This is a genomic window from Terribacillus saccharophilus (assembly GCF_046592595.1).
Lineage (GTDB): Bacteria > Bacillota > Bacilli > Bacillales > Amphibacillaceae > Terribacillus > Terribacillus saccharophilus_C.
In genome coordinates this window covers 43,009-61,116 of record NZ_JAWVPF010000005.1, presented here as the reverse complement: position 1 = coordinate 61,116, position 18,108 = coordinate 43,009, and the positions used below count along the sequence as shown (strand labels likewise).

Here is an 18,108-nt window from a genome sequence, read left to right as displayed (position 1 = left end):
ATGAATGAAAACGACAATAGACAGTGCAATAGAATACTTAAAAAGCGGCAAAGCCATTATCGTTACAGACGATGAAACAAGAGAGAACGAAGGAGATTTGCTAGCTCTAGCAGCATATGCAAGCCCGGAGACAGTTAATTTCATGGCTTCTGTCGGAAAAGGTCTGATTTGTGCACCTATTTCCCGGGAAATTGCCGAAAGATTGGATTTGCCCCCGATGGTAGCTACCAATACAGATCCACATGGGACAGCTTTTACTGTCAGTATCGATCATATTGATTCCACTACTGGCATAAGTGCGTTCGAACGGTCTCATACGATTTCCAAGCTGGCTGACTGTGCTAGTAAGCCAGCTGACTTCCAGCGTCCGGGGCATATTTTCCCGCTGATCGCCCAGCAAAACGGTGTACTGGAGCGACCTGGGCATACAGAAGCAGCGGTTGATCTGGCTAGACTGGCAGGAACAGCAGAAGCCGGCTATATATGTGAAATCATGAATGAGGACGGCACAATGGCGCGTATGCCAGAACTTATGAAGCTAGCAGAAATACATCAGCTCCCGATCATCACAATTGCTGATTTAATCACGTATCGGCAGCAGCATGAGGTTAAGGTAGAGAAATAGAACGCGAAAAAGGCAAGCTGGTGAAGTAAGCACAACTATAAAAAGAGGACTGAATGTCCGAAAAATAAAGGAGTAATCACATGGTTAACGTATTGGAAGGAAATGTAGTAGGATCAGATTTGAAAATAGGTATCGTTGTGGGAAGATTTAATGAGTTTATCACAAGCAAGCTATTGAGCGGCGCAATCGATACGCTAAAGCGCCACGGTGTCGATGAAGCGAAAGTGGATGTAGCATGGGTGCCTGGAGCATTTGAAATACCGCTTGTAGCCGAAAAACTTGCCCAGAGCAATAAATACGATGCTGTTATCACATTAGGCACCGTCATCAAAGGTTCTACACCACATTTCGATTATGTCAGCAATGAAGTGGCAAAAGGAGTAGCAAGTGCTGCCAGCAAGGCTGGAATTCCAATCATCTTTGGTGTGTTGACAACCAATACGATTGAACAAGCAATTGAGCGGGCTGGTACGAAAGCAGGCAATAAAGGCGCTGAAGCAGCGGTCTCCGCGATTGAAATGGCCAATTTACTAAAACAGATCTAAGCAGAAGAAGCAGGGGGTGACTCCTGCTTCTTTTTCATATGTAGAAAATAATATATATTTGTGGTGGGGGTGCTTGTATGAAGATGCATTTTGAATCCACAGGTAATACGGATAAACTTACGTTGCCTCGCAAAATACATATCATTGGTTCTGTCGCCAGCGGAAAGACAACCTTGGCCAAAGAAATGTCCAAACTGCTAGGTGCTGCCCATTACGAACTGGATAATGTTGTTTGGAAGCGTTCGGCAGAGGGAGACATCCGCCGTTCTGACAAGCAAAAGAAAGTGATTTTGAAAGATATCATTTGTTCGGATTCTTGGATTATCGAGGGGGTCCATACAGATGATTGGATAGAAGACAGTCTTCTGCATGCAGAATTGATCATCTTGCTGGATCCAGCTTACGGGATTAGAAATATCCGGATTATCAAGCGCTTCCTGCGCCAGAAATTAAACATAGAGGAAGCTAATTATACGCCTTCATTTCGTATCTTTCTGAACATGTTTAAATGGAATCGCTATTTTGAGCATACAGCTAAGCCTTTCATTTTTAGTAAGTTTTCCGCATACGGTCATAAGATGATCATGGCAGAAAATAAAAGCGATGTAATTGAATTTTTGACCTATATAGAAAGGCATTCTGGAGCAGGCTGACGAGCCTGTTTTTTTGTTTTTGGAAAAAAGATGCAGAAATTACTTTGACACGCAGAGTAATGTGTTTTATGATTACTTTATCAGATAGAGTAATTTTGAAAGAAGGGGTAGCGTATTCGCAGTGATACAATTCGGGGGCATTTGGATTCCATTATCCTTCGTCTGCTGATGGATGGAGATAAGTATGGTTACCAGATTTCGAAAGACATAGCAGCATGGACGCACGATGCATTTCAAATCAAGGAGGCAACACTGTATGCAGTCTTCCAGCGGCTGGAACGACGAGAATTAATCGAGTCTTATCAGGGAGAGAAGTCGCATGGGGGCAAGCGTAAATATTATACGATCACGACGCTTGGGAAGGCTTATTTTCATGAAGCGGCGAAAGAGTGGCGAGAAGCAAAACAACTAATTGATGTATTTATGGAGGGTGTTTGATGCAAAAGATCGATACGTATGTAGAAGAACAGTTTGCCGATTTGCCGGATACGGAACAAGTGATGACTTTGAAGGAAGAAATAAAGGATTCAATGGAAGAGAAAGCTGCAGATTTCATGCTTGAAGGTAAAACAGAAGAAGATGCGGTCAATAAGGCGATTGTTGATTTCGGGAATTTAGCGGAAATTAAAAAGGAATTCCTTCTCAAGCAAGTGCCGCAAGAGAAACCAGATAAAAAGACGAAACAAAAGGAAGATATGAGTACATTGAATCTCGGGTTTTCCATTTGTGGAAGTGTGTTGATCATTGCGCTGCTCGTTTTTGTGAATATGTATTATACACCGTATGAAATCTGGTTCGTCTTCCCGACATTCGGTATCCTTTGGTGGCCGGTAAGTATGGTCTTTGTCTGGATGAAAGCTAGGAAAAGGAAGGTGATGCAGCGATGAAGCCATGGAGATTGTTCGTTGCATTTATGCTGCTTAGTCTGGGTGGATTTTCTGTATATATCAACCTGATGACCACGCCGGAGGAAATTTGGTATACGTATAGTTTGGGTGCAGGTGTCATTGCTGCCCTTCAGATTCTATTCCCAAATCAGATGACGGTAGTAACGTGGCTGTCAGCAATTGTTATTGGAGCAGTATTGATAAATGAAAATATGTCTGATTCACCTTCGACACCATGGTATTTGTACACATTGGGTGCGTTGGCGTTATGGGGAGTTGCTGTTATGCTTCGGAAACATTTGGCAAATATCGGCGTAGCTCTAGTCGTCAGCTTAGCTGTCTGTGTATATTATTTCGGGCTGCACCAGTATTTTGGTCATGAAACCCCTTGGTACGGTTTCGTTATCTTCGCGATGAGCTGGTGGCCGCTTTCCATCATAGGCCAACGCAGCTCCAGTTTATTCTTCAGCGTATTGGGCTTTGGTGCACTCAGTGTGTTCTTCCTGTTTGTGAATGTAGCCTATTCTCCAACCGTGATCTGGGCGATTTACCCTATTTTCGCCGTAGCATGGTGGCCGTTGGCAGCTTATTTCTACAGTTATCGACGTCACATCAGCAGATAAAAAAGACACCCTCCAGGGGTGTCTTTCCGTTTATCTTGAATACATATTCTTGGTTAGTTTACTGAGAAAACTGCTTGGCAGGAACTTCATGAGCAAAACGGCTGCATGGATGTTCGCAGAAGGGAAGACAACGCGTTTTCCTTTTATGAATCCAAGGAAGCCTTCCCTTGCTACATCCTCCGGTGCATCACGGAATGAAGACATGATTTTGTCATTGCCGGCACGCTTGAAGAATTCGGTCTGCGTAGGACCAGGGCAAAGTGCCGTAACAGTTACGCCGCTGTCTTTCAATTCCTCTGAGAGTGCTTCCGAATACCGCTGAACGAATGCTTTGGATGCATGGTATGCCGCCATATACGGACCAGGCAGGAAGGCAGCCATGCTGGAAATATTCAATATCCCATTCGGAACATTCTTGAATGGGGAGTGAATGATATCATCGATGAACAGACGAGTCAGGTTTGCCAATGAAACCATATTCAGATGCAGCAGCTTTTGCTGTGTCTCAAAGCTCGTATCCTCGAATTTGCCGCTAAGTCCGAAGCCGGCATTATTCACAAGCACCTCTACCGTTTTTCCTTCATCACGAATCTTTTGGTACAGTTCATATGCACTGTTAGGTACGGACAAATCATGAGGAATGACAGTCACATTCGAATCTTGCAGTTCTGTTTGCAGGGATAGGAGTTTGTCCTTCGAACGCGCTACGATGATAAGATCATAGCCCGCCTTAGCGAACCATTTCGCTATATGGTAGCCGATTCCGCTGGAAGCTCCTGTAATTAGAGCAGTTGGTTTCATTGTGATTCACCTCATTTTGACAATCTTTATAAATATGTACCCTGTTGCCGGGCGGAAGAAACGCTATCTGTTTCTAGTATACCCCTTGCACCGTTTGGTTACCAACTGGTTGCAAGGTTTTTCTCTGGAGAAGAAAGGGAAAGGGCTTACAAAGGAAGAAGGAGGGAAAGTGATGGTACAGAAAAACGGTGCGAAAGGCGATAAAGACAAGCATGGCTTCTCCAAAGCAGAGAGTGAAAATCGGGAAGAGCAGCTAGAAAATAAACAGGATATGCTCGTAGACGATATACCTGTGGATGAAGTAGAACGAGATTTGGAGGATGATCGGCACAAACACCGCACAAAGCAAGCTTCCAATTCAGATCCGGAAGACTGAACCTGCATCCATTAGATGCGGGTTTCTTTTATAAAAAAGCAGATGCGTCATGTAGACATCATCTGCTTGGCTGTTCGAGCAGTTTTTCGATTGCGGGTTTCATATCCATCGGACTGGTTTTTGGCGCAAATCGTTCGACGACATTTCCATCTGCATCTATGAGAAACTTTGTGAAGTTCCATTTGATACTCTTGGAGAATAGCCCGCCGGCTTGGCTCGTCAGATGCTTATAAAGGGGATGCGCATCAGGTCCATTCACTTTTACTTTATCGAACATTGGAAAGCTGACTCCGTAATTGCGCTGACAAACAGCGGCGATTTCTTCACTGCTGCCGGGTTCCTGATTCATAAATTGGTTGCATGGAAAACCAAGTATCACGAGACCTTTCTCCTGATAGTTTTTATACAATTCCTGCAGCTGTTCCAGCTGAGGTGCAAAACCGCATTTGCTTGCTGTATTCACGATAACGAGCACTTTACCAGCGTAATCCTTTAAACTGACTTCTTTGCCATCTATCGTAACAGCAGAATAATCGTATACTGTCATCATGTCATTCTCCTCCTCTTGTCTGCACTTCCAATGTAGCATAAACAGAGAAGAACCGATAACGATCAGCCCTTTAATGGTAGAATATAGAAAAGGGGGTTGTTTCGATGGAGTTTTTCCTAAAGCGATTTGATCATGTCCAGCTTGCTTGTCCAAGGGGCAGCGAACAGCAGGCGAGGGAGTTTTTTGTGGAGGTATTCGGGTTTGAAGAAATTGAGAAACCTGCTAACTTGCGAGCGAGAGGCGGTGTGTGGTTCAGCTGCAATGATATTATCGTTCATATGGGCGTAGAAGAACCTTTTTCACCAGCACGGAAAGCCCATCCTGCTTTTGAAGTAGAGGGGCTGCTGTCTCTCAGGCGTCATCTGGTTGAACACGATGTTGATTTTATCGATGATGATGATTTGCCAGGTGCTGATCGGATTTATGTGAATGACCCTTTCGGAAACAGATTGGAATTTTTGGAATGGCATTAAAAAAAGAACCCGCGAGGGGTTCTTTTTAGTTTGCTACTGTTTCATTTTCCAATTTCGCCAGGCGAGCTTCCACTTCTTCTTCAGTCAAGCCATGTTCTGCAACGTACATATTGCGAGGAGAACGGCGGCAGCTGTCGGAGCAGCCGCGAAGATATTTGTGCTCGTTTTCTTCAGAGCAGATAATCTGGCGGTTGCAGGAAGGATCTGCACAATTAACATAACGTTCACAAGGCTGTCCATCGAAATAATCTTTGGCAACGATAACGTGTTCTGTTTGGTTGATCGGTACGGAAATGCGGGTATCAAATACGTACATACGACCGTCCCAAAGCTTACCTTGTACTTCAGGATCTTTTCCGTAAGTGGCAATACCGCCATGTAATTGACCGACATCCTCAAAGCCTTCACGTACGAGCCAGCCGGAGAACTTCTCACAGCGGATACCGCCTGTGCAGTATGTCAAAACGCGTTTGCCTTCTAAGATATCTTTGTTTTCGCGGACCCAGTTTGGCAGGTCACGGAATGTTTCGATATCAGGACGGATTGCGCCGCGGAAGTGACCAAGATCATATTCATAATCATTTCGTGCATCCAGAACGACAGTGTTCTCGTCCTGCATTGCTTCGTAAAATTCCTTGGGAGATAGGTAATTGCCTGTCATCTCACGAGGATCTATATCATCTTCAAGACGCAGCGTCACCAATTCAGGGCGGTGGCGTACATGCATTTTCTTGAAAGCATGTCCATCCGCTTCGTCGATTTTGAAGACCATTTCTTCAAAACCTGGTTTCGCATGCATCATATCCATATAAGCTTGTGTTTGTTCAATCGTTCCAGAGCAAGTACCATTGATACCTTCTTTAGCTACAAGGATTCGGCCTTTAAGACCTAGTTCCTTACATTCCTTCAGATGTTCTTTGGCAAAAGCTTCGGGATCTTCAATATCTACATAGTTGTAGTACAGTAATACTCGATAATCACTCATTATTTTTTCCACCTGTCATTTATATTTGCAAGATACAAAATTAGGCGTTATGTCGTTATTCATACTCTTGCAATCAAATATTTTAACACGAAAAGAAGTCAAGTACAAATGGAATTTTAAAACAGCTTGTTCTTGAAATAATGCCACATGCCGAAAGTGATCAGTACAAGAAGTACACTGACGCCCGCTGTCGTCCAGGGACTGTCTGCATAGGGTATAGGCAGATTCATCCCGAAGAACCCAGTAACGAACGTTAGCGGAAGCATGACAGTGGAGATAATCGTCAGGACATTCAGCTTCTCCGTCGATTTGGCACTGATGATGGAATAATACGTGTCCAGGGCACTGTTTACCAAATCACGGAAGGTTTCGGTAGAGTCAACGATACGTTCCAGGTGATCAATCAGATCAGTATAAAAGGGCACATTTTCTTCTTTGATATCGAATTTCCATTTTCCATTCACATTCAGGAAAATGCGCCGCTGCGGCAGAATCACCCTTCTGATCAGGATTATTGTCCGTTTCAGGGCAAGGAATTCTTCTGTTACTTCTTTCACGCCTTCACTGTACATCTCATCTTCCAGTTCCTCGATCCGGATTCCGATGCGGTCCAAGACAGGGAAGTATTCATCCGTGATGCCGTCAGCGAGTGCATAGAGAAGGAAGTCGGATCCTTGATTCATGTATCGGGAAGAACGGGAGCAAATAGCATCCATCTGGCCAAGCCAGCGAAGCTTATGCTTGTGGATGGTAACGACATAATTTGGTCCCAGGAAAACATTCAATTCGAGTGTGGTGATTTCGTTATCACTTTCCTCGTTGTAACGCAGGGCATGGAAGACGAAGAATTTGTATGCATCATAATCATCGACTTTCGCGCGGGGGCTGTCATGCAGGCAGTCCTCGATCGCCAGCGGGTGGAAATCGAATATCCCGGCTATTTCATGCAATTCATGAGACTGTACATCATAGGCATCAATCCATAGAAGATTGTCAGGATCCTCCAAATGACGATTGATGTCTTTCAAAGAAATATTTGTATGCATCATGTCAGTCTTATGATCATAGAGATACGTCTTAATCATATTGCCACCCCTTCCGTTACGTTTATTCTTTCACAATGTTCGTAAGCTATAGTCACTATAAAAAAAGGGAGTAAGTACTGTCAACAGGAATATTTTTAGTGGAAAGAGGGTATGAAAAGTGAAATTGAAGGACAAATTAGAAGTAAAGGCATGTGAATGTCGATTTTTGGAGCAAAAACCAGGACTTAAGTCACGGTTACAAATACATCGTCTGTAAGCGGATTCTGCGAGTGATACCTTAAATGAAAACGCTTTTATAGTACGTACGGCTCATTATTAACTAAATTTGGAGAAAAAGTTGGAATTGACTTGCATTCTTACTCAAAAAAAGGTACTCTAAAGGAGCAAAAGGAAACGGTACGGTTGAATAATCTTTACGATCTCTTTCACAATAAGTGGTGTAAAGGTATAACGATTCAATACCTGTACTTTTGTACTTCTATTGTAAGGAGGTCATTTAAATGACTGGAAAAGTAAAATGGTTTAACGCAGACAAAGGTTTTGGTTTCATCGAAAGAGAGGACGGAGACGACGTATTCGTACACTTCTCTGCTATCCAATCTGAAGGTTTCAAAACTCTTGACGAAGGTCAAGAAGTTGAATTCGAAATCGTTGAAGGCAACCGCGGCCCACAAGCTGCTAACGTAACTCGTCTGTAATTTCATACAATGACGACAGAGGCGCATTCTGGAATTTTCCAGGATGCGTCTTTTATCATTTTTAAGGAGAGATGAGCGCCGATGAGTCAAGAAGAACTTTCAAGGAAGATCATTGAAAAATACCAAGAAGATGAACGGATGATGATCCGTATTTTTGCCCAATGGTGTACGAACCATGACCTTGATGCTGTTTCCTTATATGAACGAGCTTATCCGAACCAAGGAAAAAATGAAGCGCTGATTGAAGCGTTGGAGGAAGTGCTTCCTAAAGAAGAAGCCTCTGATATACCAGACGAGATGGTAGTGGAGGTTCTGCAGTTTTTTGGTAATGATGATTTGGCATTCGCTGCAGCATCTGCTGCTGAAGAGAGAAAGGAGAAGCGATAAGATGGAACTGCTCCAAAAAGCAATTCAGGAAAGAGGAACGATTATTGGGGATACAATCGTCAAAGTGGATAGTTTTCTGAATCACGAAATGGACACAGCCCTCCTATATGAGATAGGCCGGGAGTTCCGTCGTCAATTCCAGCACAAGCCTGTGACGAAGATTGTGACGATAGAAGCAGGCGGCATTGCACCTGCACTCATGGCCGGCCTTGCTTTCAACGTTCCCGTTGTATATGCGAAAAAGCAGAAATCGCTGACAATGAAGGGTGATGTTTATGTGGAATCTGTCTATTCGTTCACAAAACAAGTACACTCAGATGTAACAATTTCAAAGGACAGATTATCTCCGGATGATCACGTGCTGATTATTGATGATTTCCTTGCGAACGGAGAAGCGGCGGCTGGTTTAATCAGTATCCTTAATCAGGCAGGAGCTACTGTTGCTGGTATCGGAATTGTTATCGAGAAAAGCTTTCAAAGAGGAAGGTCTCGTTTGGAAGAACTAGGTATTGAAGTAGTTTCCCTTGCTCGTATTGCGCGTATTGGCGAAGGAAAAATAGAATTCTTGAATTCATAACTTGATAGGATGATAGTTTGTGGCTTACATATTAACTCTATTGCCAATCTTCGGTATTTTTCTTCTTGGTTTTATTGGACAGAAGCTGTTGAAATTCGACATCCGAAGCATTTCGAAAATGTCGGTTTATCTGCTGTCACCTGTATTGGCTTTTCAAACGTTCTATGAAAACCGGCTAAGTGCAGATTATATTTATTTAGCCATCTTTGTTGTGGGGATTTGTCTGGCGTTGGTGTTGATCTGTTATGTGATCAGTCTTGTGCGTGGTTATGACAGGCAGGATACATATAGTTTGATGCTTGGTGCGTCGTTCATGAACAATGGCAATTACGGCACGCCGCTTGTGCTATTCGTATTTGGTGCAGCTGGCTTCGATTATGCAGTCATCCTGCTTGTTTTGCAGCAGCTCGTCATGGTGACGATCGGCGTCTTTATAGCAGCAAAGGGCGGAGGTGCTGTACTGTCGCCTCGTGCTACCTTCCTATCTGTCTTAAAGATACCAATCATCTATGGAGCGATACTCGGTATTTTGTTCCAAGTGTTATCCATTCCGCTTAGCGGACCTATTACCGAAGCTGTCCATCTTGTCGCGGATGCTGCAATTCCGACAGTAATGATTGTACTTGGTATGCAGCTAGCGAATATCTCATTGAAGTCCTTTGAATATGAGCGCCTTACTTATGCGCTTGTCCTAAAGCTGCTTATCTCACCGGTTATCGCTTATTTATTCACGTTGATGCTGCCAGTGGATGATATGGTCAAACAGATCATGATCCTGGTTGCGGCGATGCCGACAGCTGCGAATACGACGCTTTACGCACTGGAGTTTGGCGCTAAACCTGCTTATGTATCGAGTGCAACATTGATCAGTACGCTGTTCAGCCTTATTACATTGCCTGTCTTATTATATATATTGTTATAAAGAGGCCAGTTTCCTGGCCTCTTTTCTTATGCTTTCTTTGTAAATAATTTGATCAGGGCTTGCGTACCGAGATCTTCATCACCGTTTTCGGCAAGACGTTCGTACAAGGAGAGGCTCAGTTCCAGTCCTGGTGTAGTCATGCCCATTTCATTGGCTGCTTCCAAAGCGAGCTTCATGTCCTTGATAAAATGTTTTACATAGAAACCAGGATCATAATCCCCCTTAATCATCCGGGGAGCAAGGTTGCTTAAGCTGAAGCTGCCGGCAGCACCTGTTGTGATCGACTGGAGAACCTTTGATGGGTCCATTCCTGCATGCTCTGCATAAGCAATCGCTTCACAAACACCAACCATATTGCTCGCGATGGTTACCTGGTTGATTAGTTTTGTGTGCTGTCCGAACCCTGCTGGCCCTTGGAGAATGATATTCTCCCCCATGGCTTCAAAGACTGGAAGGACAGCTTGGAATGCATCTGCTTCACCGCCGACCATGATAGCTAGTTTTCCGTTCTGTGCACCAATATCCCCGCCTGAGACCGGAGCATCCAGAGCGAAGATACCTTTCGTTTTCGCTTCAGCATATATTTCTTCTGCGAGCGCTGGTTTCGAGGTTGTCATATCAATTACATAAGTACCTGGATTTGCGTGATGGATAATACCATTTTCGCCAAAGTAGACTTCCCGCACATCGCTTGGGTAGCCGACCATCGTTATTACTGCATCCACACTGGCTGCGAGACTTGCTGGTGTATCGTGCCAAACTGCTCCAGCATCAATCAATTCTTCTGCCTTTGCTTTCGTTCGTGTATAGACCGCCAGTTCAAAGCCTGCCTGCATTAAATTGCGGCCCATGCTCTTTCCCATAACGCCTGTACCGATGAATCCTACTTTTTTGATAGTTCCCATATAATCCCTCCTTAGCATGCACTTTTATCGTACCTTTAAGCTTCAGGAATGTCGAGTAGCGGAGGTAGAATTGCTAAAAATCACAAACAATTTTTCGACAGCGAAAAACCTCGAAAGATGGCAGTTTCTTTTTTGCGATAGATTGTGAAATACGGTCGGAGAGTAAAGTAGAGATTGAAAGAGTAATGGATATATGGTAAAGTCATTTATACAACATCTTGTTAGTGAAGACATAATTTAATACTATATATAGTTTCGAAGGCGAGCAAGCCGGGTATCGACAGGTAGGTGGAGAAATCGCTTCATTTGCCTGATAGACAGTGTTCTCAGACACTTTTTATTTGTCGATTCTGATCTATGTTACTACTGTATCTAGTAGGACAGACAGAATGGACAGTTTCCTGGTAGTTGCTCACTTTGTGCGTTTAGGGGAAAGAAGTACTTACAATTACACCTGTATTTTGGAGGAGGAAGTTTCAACATGTTAGATACGACACAAACAGTCAATTGGAAAGAGCATGTGGCAGCCGTGCTCGAATCACGCTTTGCCGAAGCTGATGCAAAACATTTGATTCAATATGGTGAGCGCCTGATGGAGCAGAAGGCTTGGTCATCAGATAAGGAATGGCTGAACCAGCTGATATTGGAAGGTTTGTCACAGCTGGATGAAGAAGAGCCGCAATGGACATACATCGCTGCCAGCTTGTATCTTGAACAGCTTTATTTCCAAGCATCACAAAACCGAGGTTACGATTTCGAAGAGAAATACGGATCATTCTACAGCTTGATTCAGCAATTGACTGAGATCGGTATCTATAACAAATTCCTCCTCGACACATACAGTGAAGAGGAAATCAATCATTTCCATAGCTTGATCGATTATAAGAAAGACGGGTTGTTCACATATATTGGTTTGCGTACACTGGCTGACCGCTATCTGGCTACCGACCATAAAGGCGGAACATATGAGCTTCCGCAGGAAAGATTCATGATCATCGCAATGACAGTCATGAGCAAGGAGCCTAAAGAAACGCGCAAAGAGCTTGTAACGGAAGCTTACTGGGCATTGAGCAATCTTTACATGACAGTCGCTACGCCGACATTATCCAATTCAGGTAAGAGCTACGGTCAGCTTTCCAGCTGCTTCATTGATACAGTCGACGATAGCCTGCAAGGAATCTTCGACAGCAACACAGACATCGCCAACCTGTCTAAAAACGGCGGCGGTATCGGTGTCTATCTAGGTAAGATCCGCAGCCGCGGAAGTGCGATCAAAGGCTTTGAAGGTGCATCCTCTGGTGTGCTTCCTTGGATGAAACAGCTTAACAACACTGCGGTAAGTGTCGATCAGCTGGGTCAGCGTAAAGGTGCGATTGCCACATATCTTGATATCTGGCATAAAGACATTTTCCCATTCCTTGATGCAAAGCTGAATAACGGTGATGAGCGTCAGCGTACGCATGATTTATTCACAGGCGTCTGCCTGCCTGATATCTTCATGGAACAAGTTCAATCACGCGGCAATTGGTATCTTTTCGATCCGCATGAAGTTCGTCGTGTAATGGGCTACTCTTTGGAAGATTTCTATGACGAGACAAGAGGCGATGGTTCCTTCCGTGAGAAGTACTGGGCATGTGTGGAGCATCCGGACTTGCATAAAGAAGAGATTCCGGCAATCAACGTGATGAAGCGTATCCTGCGCAGCCAGTTGGAAACAGGCGGCCCGTTCATGTTCTACCGTGATGAAGTAAACCGTCAAAATGCCAACAAGCATGCTGGTATGATCTACTCCAGTAACCTTTGTACGGAAATCATGCAGAACCAAAGCCCGACTATCATGACAGAACAAGTCACACAAGACGGTAAAATCATCATTACGAAAGAACCAGGTGACTTCGTAGTATGTAACCTTTCTTCCATTTCTTTGGCGAAGGCAGTTACAGAAGATGTTTTGGAGCGCCTGATTCCAATCCAGGTTCGTATGCTGGACAACGTTATTGATCTGAACACGATTCCTGTTTTGCAAGCTCAGATTACAAACCAGAAATATCGTGCTATTGGACTCGGCACGTTTGGATGGCACCACTTGCTTGCACTGAAACAGATTGATTGGGAAAGTGATGAAGCAGTAGCATATGCAGATGAGCTGTATGAGAAAATTGCTTATCTGACGATTCAATCCAGCATGGAAATTGCGAAGGAAAAAGGTGTTTACCCTGTTTTCGAAGGTTCTGATTGGGCAAATGGAAGCTACTTCGATAATAAAGGCTATACAACTGGCGATTCCGAGCTTGACTGGAAAGGTCTGCAAGAGCAAGTAAAAGAGAATGGTATGCGTAACGCGTACTTGATGGCGGTAGCGCCGAACTCTTCTACTGCGTTGATTGCAGGCAGCACGGCTACAACAGATCCGATCTTCAGTAAGTTCTATTCTGAGGAGAAGAAGGATTACAAGATTCCGGTTACTGCACCTGATTTGAATGAAGAGACAGATCGTTTCTACAAATCCGCTTACGAAATCGATCAGCAGTGGAGCGTGAAGCAAAATGCAGCACGACAAAAGCATATCGATCAGGCGATTTCATTCAATATGTACGTTCCGAATTCCATCAAAGCAAAAGAATTGCTTGATTTGCATATTGCTGTTTGGGATTCCGGTATCAAGACATCTTACTATTTGCGTTCTACATCTAACTAATACAAAAGGGACCCTATTTTACAGGGTCCCTTTTTCTATACGTTTGACTTGTTCGCTTCCAAAGACTGCTGCCGGCTTTTCGTTTTCTAAATATAAACAAGCATCCTCATCTATGCCATACCCAAATGGGATGTTGTGATGATGCAAGCCGGAAATTAGATTTGGTTCATCCTGCCATTGGGAGTAGTGGACGCTGATCAGCTGGTTTTGGAGGATGCCAAGACCCGGTCCGCTCCAAGCTTGCTGATTGTCTGTGTCATGCGGCGACAGCATGACAGTTTCTGGCATAAGCAATGCGCCCGCGCTATTGCCTGCGAGTGGTGTTCCTGCAGCGTATTTTTTATGTAATAGCTTATTGAATGGCTGTTTGGTGTATAGGGAATAGTATGTCTCCGAATGACCGCCGCCGATGAAAATTCCTGAGGCATTTGAGACAATATCTACCGCTTTTGCTGTATCCAATTCGTTATTTTCATTCGGTACGATGACCGAAATATTGTTCTGCTGCACTCCTTGAGAAATCCAATGGCTTGTGTAACGTGGCAGAAATGCTTCCCAGCCTTCCCGATATACAATCAGTAATGCGATACGGGCGTTTTTTCCGCCTGCTGCTTTGGCAAAGTGGATATTCGCTTCTTCCTGTGATGTATTTCCTCCAAGCAGATATAGTTTCCGTGTTTGCATAGGCGTCGCCTCCATTTTTCCTGATTATACAATATGTACCGTCTTAATAGAGATGCGTTTTCTGTCACATACTACTGACAGCAGGAAATGAACAGGAGGAAATTGCATTGGTCAGACAAGAGACATTGAATGCCTGTAAGGAAATGCTGGAGAATCGTTTGCAGGAATTGAAACAGGCGCTGAAGGACCACTTTGGTGTCGAAATGTCCTATACAAAGGATGCTATGGGCGAATTGAGCAACTATGATAACCATCCTGGAGATACAGCGACAGAGTTATATGAACGTGAGAAAGATATTGCGCTGAATGATCATCTGGAGCAGGAGATGAAGGATGTCCAGGCAGCTTTGAAACGAATAGAAGACGGTACCTTCGGAATTTGTATGAAGTCAGGAAAGCCTATTCCGGAAGAACGTCTGCTGGCGATGCCGACAGCTGAAACGCTTGTCGAGTTCAAGCCGCAGCGAATGACATTGCATGACCGCCCAGCTGAGGAAGCTGTCATCCATCCTCGACTTGAAGATTTGGAAGGTAAAGACGATGATGAGGACACGGAGCATACTTTTTATGATGGAGAAGACACCCTGCAGGATCTGCAAGCGTATGGATCATCCGAAACGCCTTCCGATTTTGTCAACACAGAAAAGGATTATGATTATATGGCGGTAAATTCCGATGAAGAGACAGGCGGAGCGCAAGATATCGAGAATTTCCTTCTTGCTGATATAAACGGTAAGTTTGATGGTGTGAATGAAGACCATGAAAAGTATGAGGAGTATCTGGAGGATGCAGACGTCAAATCCATTCTCTATGATGAGTGAAAGAGCCGGGCGCATTTGCCCGGCTCTTTTGCTATACAGAGAAACTGGCATACACGCTTATCCAGCCGAATACGTTTTACTACACGCTACGTATTCTAAAAAAGGGGTTGAAGCATGTTGACAGAAGCATGGACTTCGAGATTTTTCAAGCATGATGATCGTAAGGAGCGCGATTTAGTGCTGAAATTACCGGATGCTTGGTGGAGCCGCAGTTATGAATATGGATGGGCAGCATCTTTTGTGGAAGAAGACGATGTTGTTTTGGATGCCGCATCCGGAATCAGTCATCCGTTCAAATTTCATTTGGCAGCTTCAGCTAAAACAGTCTATGCATGTGATATAGATAGCAGGATCACAGATGATCAGGCGATTCTGGAGGATGTGGCCAAGGATTTTGGCCCGGAGGAAACGGCGCGTTTACCGAAAGACTTGCTCCGTAGTATCCAACGTGCCGAAGCTAACCTGACATCGCTGCCATATGAAGATGATTTTTTTGATAAAATCTTCTGTATCTCGGTGATGGAGCACCTGGATGTCAGCGTGCAAAAACGCGCATGGGAACAATTCAGCCGGGTCTTGAAACCAGACGGTTATGTTATCATGACATTCGACTATCCAACAGTTGATATAGGCATTCTTGAAACGTTGGCAGAATTGGGTGGTTTTGAATATGCCGGACCTGTTGAAACGGAAATGCCTGCAGAGGCGCTATTCAATGATCGATGGGGAAGACTATATTGTTACCGAGCTATCTTTCGGAAGAAGAAACCTCCTTCCACTTGACCAGCTTTGGATTTAAATCCAAAATACTTTCATATTGCCCCTTTTGGCCGTATTCGGCTTCTGGATCCTGCAGGCGATAGCGTTCGTATTTACGGATACGGTCCTCCGCTCTGGCCCAGCCATAGTGCTTGATGCGGATGGTGCTGATATCATTGGGCAGCTGAAAAATATTCTCTGGGAAGCGGCCGCAATGAACCGGTGTTTCCCGCCATTCATACGGAAAAGCAGGCTGATAACGCAGGAGGAATGGGCGGTAAAAGAAATGTGCTTGCCAGTACTGATCTTCCCGGTAATGATTTTCATCCCAAAAATCGAATAGACGAAACGAATAAAGATCTAGGCCGGCTTGGTTCAGCAGCTGGTCTTTTTCTGTGAGAAAAAGACTATCAAGTACTTCGTCCGCATCTAGATTCAGAATCCAATCGGCTCCTGTTGCAATTGTTTCCTGCCACTGTTGCTTTCGCAGCTCCACTTCATTGTTGAATCCGGATTTCGGGTTTTCAATTAATTTCAGAGGTACATCATATTCCTTACACAGAATCCGGCATATGTCTGCAGTATTATCTGTACTATGATCATCGATGATGACAGCTTGATCTACGGCGGGAAGAGAAGATCTAAGCGAACGCTCCAAAAAGCGTCCGGATTCGTTTTTCACAATCATGGATAGTGTCAGGGTATTGCCGGTTTCCTTCGTGGTACGAATGACATAACCTGGCCAGTTATTCTCCCATCTATATGCGGGAAGCTTTGCCAGATCTGTCTTACGGTAAAGGTGGAAGGCTGGATGATGTGTATCAACAAATAGGGGGATGCCGAGTGCTGCAGCACGTACACAAAAGTGGCGATCTTCTCCCCAAAAGGAGAGGTTAGGTATTTCCCCGAAATGGACGCCCTTAAGTAACGCTTCCCGGCTGATCAGTGTACAGGCACCTAATCCGCCTACTTCATATATACCTGGTTTTCTCATTTGTTCCAGAAATGCGTTGTGGCGTGCTGTACGTTCTGTATCTGTCAGCGTCTCCCCCCTGTGGTGAATGAATTGATCATATTCATCTTTCAGCCACACTTGGGGCAGAGCTGGCGTGCCGGGCTGCCATTGTGTCCAGAAAACGCAGGAGATGATGTCTCTTTGGCTTGCTAGCAATTGTTCCAATGTTGCGGGATGGAGAATGATGTCGGAATCGACAAAAAAGATATAATCCATTTCTTGTTCGATTGCATAGGAAATAAGCTTATTTTTCAACGCTGCCACTTTCCAAATGAGCGCTTCCGTCCAATAGTGAGTATGGTCATCTTTCTGGTAAGTAACTGCACTTTCCGATGGCAGAATGACCGCATCATTTTCAGCAGCAAATGCAGATAATATGGTGCTCGATTTTGCATCGTCATTATCATCGATGAAACAGTACGAAACATACAAATCCTTTATTTGCAAACTGTCAAGCGAATCCAAATAGGCAGCTAATATGTCGGGTTCCTGTTTTACTGTTGTGCCAATCAGTACCTTATACATGCACCATGCTCCTTTATGTATTCTGTTTATAATGTATTTTCTAAGAGCATGAATGTGCCTGTATTATTTTTCTGATTAGATGCAGGAATTGATCTTGTGAAGCGGCCAATGGCGGGATGGAAGTGATATCGTACCATTTATAACGGAAAACCAATCCGTTATCGGCGCCACTTCCAAAGACTTGATGCTCCCATGTATCAGGAAGCTGCTGCCTTGTTTGAATCAAATAGAAATGCCGAAGCTGGTGCTCTTGTTTGTCAGGATGGAGAAATGGGGCACTGGCAACTAATTCACCAGAAGGCAAATCAAGCAATCCAGACTCTTCTAGGATTTCCCGGTGCAAGGCAGCTGCCAAGTCTTCTCCTTGATCGACTGTGCCTCCTGGGATTTGCAGCCCTGCTTCAGGGATATCCTTGTGTTCGTGGACAAGCATTTGATAGGTGCTGTTACGGCTGGATAGGATATAAGCCAAGACTTTTTCGACCAAATTACTCCACCTCCATATATGATTATATAAAAAAAGCGATTACCCATGCAGTTGGGTAATCGTTTT

General features: G+C 44.2%; 22 protein-coding genes and 1 pseudogene. 15 read left to right on the top strand and 8 right to left on the bottom strand.

The features are described from left to right. Window positions 1-4: 4 nt before the first annotated feature. The 6 genes and pseudogenes from ribB to SFC25_RS09525 form a co-directional block, all read left to right on the top strand. A pseudogene (ribB, locus tag SFC25_RS09550) lies at window positions 5-622 on the top strand (3,4-dihydroxy-2-butanone-4-phosphate synthase); the annotation flags it as partial. Window positions 623-705: 83 nt separating this feature from the next. Then, window positions 706-1,170 carry a 6,7-dimethyl-8-ribityllumazine synthase gene (ribH, locus tag SFC25_RS09545; RefSeq protein WP_411215044.1) on the top strand — a complete coding sequence of 155 codons (465 nt, stop codon included), beginning with the start codon at window positions 706-708 and terminating at the stop codon, window positions 1,168-1,170. Between the two features lie 77 nt (window positions 1,171-1,247). After that, window positions 1,248-1,823 (top strand): P-loop NTPase family protein, encoded by a 576-nt coding sequence (locus SFC25_RS09540; protein WP_411215043.1) that lies wholly within the window; start codon window positions 1,248-1,250, stop codon window positions 1,821-1,823. 141 nt (window positions 1,824-1,964) lie between these two features. Then, window positions 1,965-2,261, top strand: a complete 297-nt coding sequence (locus tag SFC25_RS09535) for a PadR family transcriptional regulator (protein ID WP_411215042.1) — start codon at window positions 1,965-1,967, stop codon at window positions 2,259-2,261. Continuing rightward, a complete protein-coding gene (locus tag SFC25_RS09530; RefSeq protein ID WP_411215041.1) occupies window positions 2,261-2,710 on the top strand; it encodes a permease prefix domain 1-containing protein in 450 nt (149 codons plus the stop codon). The genes SFC25_RS09535 and SFC25_RS09530 overlap by 1 nt, the downstream gene beginning before the upstream one ends. Beyond that, entirely contained in the window at window positions 2,707-3,333 is a 627-nt protein-coding gene (locus SFC25_RS09525; protein ID WP_411215040.1) for a hypothetical protein, read from the top strand. Before SFC25_RS09530 ends, SFC25_RS09525 begins: the two co-directional genes overlap by 4 nt. 30 nt (window positions 3,334-3,363) lie before the next feature. On the opposite strand, the gene SFC25_RS09520 is transcribed toward SFC25_RS09525, so the two are convergent. After that, window positions 3,364-4,134: an SDR family NAD(P)-dependent oxidoreductase gene (locus SFC25_RS09520; RefSeq protein WP_411215039.1), complete on the bottom strand. Its 771-nt coding sequence runs from the start codon at window positions 4,132-4,134 to the stop codon at window positions 3,364-3,366. A 172-nt stretch (window positions 4,135-4,306) separates the two neighbouring features. On the opposite strand from SFC25_RS09520, the gene SFC25_RS09515 reads away from it, so the two are divergent. Next, a complete protein-coding gene (locus tag SFC25_RS09515; RefSeq protein ID WP_095224027.1) occupies window positions 4,307-4,510 on the top strand; it encodes a hypothetical protein in 204 nt (67 codons plus the stop codon). Between the two features lie 58 nt (window positions 4,511-4,568). On the opposite strand, the gene SFC25_RS09510 is transcribed toward SFC25_RS09515, so the two are convergent. After that, the gene (locus SFC25_RS09510) at window positions 4,569-5,057 is read right to left on the bottom strand and encodes a glutathione peroxidase (RefSeq protein WP_411215317.1); all 489 of its coding nucleotides are present in this window, start codon (window positions 5,055-5,057) and stop codon (window positions 4,569-4,571) included. A gap of 107 nt (window positions 5,058-5,164) precedes the next feature. On the opposite strand from SFC25_RS09510, the gene SFC25_RS09505 reads away from it, so the two are divergent. Beyond that, entirely contained in the window at window positions 5,165-5,533 is a 369-nt protein-coding gene (locus tag SFC25_RS09505; RefSeq protein ID WP_411215038.1) for a VOC family protein, read from the top strand. Window positions 5,534-5,558: 25 nt separating this feature from the next. On the opposite strand, the gene trhO is transcribed toward SFC25_RS09505, so the two are convergent. Next, entirely contained in the window at window positions 5,559-6,521 is a 963-nt protein-coding gene (gene trhO / locus SFC25_RS09500; protein ID WP_411215316.1) for an oxygen-dependent tRNA uridine(34) hydroxylase TrhO, read from the bottom strand. 113 nt (window positions 6,522-6,634) lie between these two features. Further along, window positions 6,635-7,603 (bottom strand): magnesium/cobalt transporter CorA, encoded by a 969-nt coding sequence (gene corA, locus SFC25_RS09495; RefSeq protein ID WP_411215037.1) that lies wholly within the window; start codon window positions 7,601-7,603, stop codon window positions 6,635-6,637. A gap of 461 nt (window positions 7,604-8,064) precedes the next feature. Here corA and SFC25_RS09490 point away from each other — a divergent pair, with 461 nt between their 5' ends. The 4 genes from SFC25_RS09490 to SFC25_RS09475 all read left to right on the top strand — a co-directional run bounded on the left by SFC25_RS09490 (window position 8,065) and on the right by SFC25_RS09475 (window position 10,148). Beyond that, window positions 8,065-8,262, top strand: coding sequence for a cold shock domain-containing protein (locus SFC25_RS09490; RefSeq protein WP_038558067.1), 198 nt, complete (start codon window positions 8,065-8,067; stop codon window positions 8,260-8,262). A gap of 81 nt (window positions 8,263-8,343) precedes the next feature. After that, window positions 8,344-8,649: a hypothetical protein gene (locus tag SFC25_RS09485; protein WP_411215036.1), complete on the top strand. Its 306-nt coding sequence runs from the start codon at window positions 8,344-8,346 to the stop codon at window positions 8,647-8,649. A 1-nt stretch (window position 8,650) separates the two neighbouring features. Next, window positions 8,651-9,226 carry a xanthine phosphoribosyltransferase gene (locus SFC25_RS09480; RefSeq protein WP_411215035.1) on the top strand — a complete coding sequence of 192 codons (576 nt, stop codon included), beginning with the start codon at window positions 8,651-8,653 and terminating at the stop codon, window positions 9,224-9,226. A gap of 19 nt (window positions 9,227-9,245) precedes the next feature. Then, the gene (locus SFC25_RS09475; RefSeq protein ID WP_411215034.1) at window positions 9,246-10,148 is read left to right on the top strand and encodes an AEC family transporter; all 903 of its coding nucleotides are present in this window, start codon (window positions 9,246-9,248) and stop codon (window positions 10,146-10,148) included. A 26-nt stretch (window positions 10,149-10,174) separates the two neighbouring features. Here SFC25_RS09475 and SFC25_RS09470 read toward each other — a convergent pair whose 3' ends face one another. Beyond that, window positions 10,175-11,053: an NAD(P)-dependent oxidoreductase gene (locus tag SFC25_RS09470; protein WP_411215033.1), complete on the bottom strand. Its 879-nt coding sequence runs from the start codon at window positions 11,051-11,053 to the stop codon at window positions 10,175-10,177. 481 nt (window positions 11,054-11,534) lie between these two features. On the opposite strand from SFC25_RS09470, the gene SFC25_RS09465 reads away from it, so the two are divergent. Next, entirely contained in the window at window positions 11,535-13,751 is a 2,217-nt protein-coding gene (locus tag SFC25_RS09465; RefSeq protein ID WP_411215032.1) for a ribonucleoside-diphosphate reductase subunit alpha, read from the top strand. An 18-nt stretch (window positions 13,752-13,769) separates the two neighbouring features. Here SFC25_RS09465 and SFC25_RS09460 read toward each other — a convergent pair whose 3' ends face one another. Continuing rightward, window positions 13,770-14,435, bottom strand: coding sequence for a Type 1 glutamine amidotransferase-like domain-containing protein (locus tag SFC25_RS09460; protein WP_411215031.1), 666 nt, complete (start codon window positions 14,433-14,435; stop codon window positions 13,770-13,772). A gap of 107 nt (window positions 14,436-14,542) precedes the next feature. Between SFC25_RS09460 and SFC25_RS09455 the strand changes: the two genes are divergently transcribed. After that, window positions 14,543-15,256 (top strand): TraR/DksA C4-type zinc finger protein, encoded by a 714-nt coding sequence (locus SFC25_RS09455; protein WP_411215030.1) that lies wholly within the window; start codon window positions 14,543-14,545, stop codon window positions 15,254-15,256. Between the two features lie 114 nt (window positions 15,257-15,370). Beyond that, entirely contained in the window at window positions 15,371-16,039 is a 669-nt protein-coding gene (locus SFC25_RS09450) for a class I SAM-dependent methyltransferase (protein WP_411215029.1), read from the top strand. Here the strand turns inward: SFC25_RS09450 and SFC25_RS09445 are convergent. Continuing rightward, window positions 16,005-17,555, bottom strand: coding sequence for a glycosyltransferase (locus SFC25_RS09445; protein ID WP_411215028.1), 1,551 nt, complete (start codon window positions 17,553-17,555; stop codon window positions 16,005-16,007). The genes SFC25_RS09450 and SFC25_RS09445 overlap by 35 nt on opposite strands. A gap of 40 nt (window positions 17,556-17,595) precedes the next feature. Next, the gene (locus SFC25_RS09440; RefSeq protein ID WP_411215027.1) at window positions 17,596-18,042 is read right to left on the bottom strand and encodes an NUDIX hydrolase; all 447 of its coding nucleotides are present in this window, start codon (window positions 18,040-18,042) and stop codon (window positions 17,596-17,598) included. Window positions 18,043-18,108 lie beyond the last annotated feature (66 nt).

Coding starts and splice junctions, on each gene's coding strand:
- ribH (WP_411215044.1), top strand. CDS start 706: ATGGTTAACGTATTGGAAGGAAATGTAGTAGGATCAGATTTGAAAATA.
- SFC25_RS09540 (WP_411215043.1), top strand. CDS start 1,248: ATGAAGATGCATTTTGAATCCACAGGTAATACGGATAAACTTACGTTG.
- SFC25_RS09530 (WP_411215041.1), top strand. CDS start 2,261: ATGCAAAAGATCGATACGTATGTAGAAGAACAGTTTGCCGATTTGCCG.
- SFC25_RS09525 (WP_411215040.1), top strand. CDS start 2,707: ATGAAGCCATGGAGATTGTTCGTTGCATTTATGCTGCTTAGTCTGGGT.
- SFC25_RS09520 (WP_411215039.1), bottom strand. CDS start 4,134: ATGAAACCAACTGCTCTAATTACAGGAGCTTCCAGCGGAATCGGCTAC.
- SFC25_RS09515 (WP_095224027.1), top strand. CDS start 4,307: ATGGTACAGAAAAACGGTGCGAAAGGCGATAAAGACAAGCATGGCTTC.
- SFC25_RS09510 (WP_411215317.1), bottom strand. CDS start 5,057: ATGACAGTATACGATTATTCTGCTGTTACGATAGATGGCAAAGAAGTC.
- SFC25_RS09505 (WP_411215038.1), top strand. CDS start 5,165: ATGGAGTTTTTCCTAAAGCGATTTGATCATGTCCAGCTTGCTTGTCCA.
- corA (WP_411215037.1), bottom strand. CDS start 7,603: ATGATTAAGACGTATCTCTATGATCATAAGACTGACATGATGCATACA.
- SFC25_RS09490 (WP_038558067.1), top strand. CDS start 8,065: ATGACTGGAAAAGTAAAATGGTTTAACGCAGACAAAGGTTTTGGTTTC.
- SFC25_RS09485 (WP_411215036.1), top strand. CDS start 8,344: ATGAGTCAAGAAGAACTTTCAAGGAAGATCATTGAAAAATACCAAGAA.
- SFC25_RS09480 (WP_411215035.1), top strand. CDS start 8,651: ATGGAACTGCTCCAAAAAGCAATTCAGGAAAGAGGAACGATTATTGGG.
- SFC25_RS09470 (WP_411215033.1), bottom strand. CDS start 11,053: ATGGGAACTATCAAAAAAGTAGGATTCATCGGTACAGGCGTTATGGGA.
- SFC25_RS09465 (WP_411215032.1), top strand. CDS start 11,535: ATGTTAGATACGACACAAACAGTCAATTGGAAAGAGCATGTGGCAGCC.
- SFC25_RS09460 (WP_411215031.1), bottom strand. CDS start 14,435: ATGCAAACACGGAAACTATATCTGCTTGGAGGAAATACATCACAGGAA.
- SFC25_RS09450 (WP_411215029.1), top strand. CDS start 15,371: ATGTTGACAGAAGCATGGACTTCGAGATTTTTCAAGCATGATGATCGT.
- SFC25_RS09445 (WP_411215028.1), bottom strand. CDS start 17,555: ATGTATAAGGTACTGATTGGCACAACAGTAAAACAGGAACCCGACATA.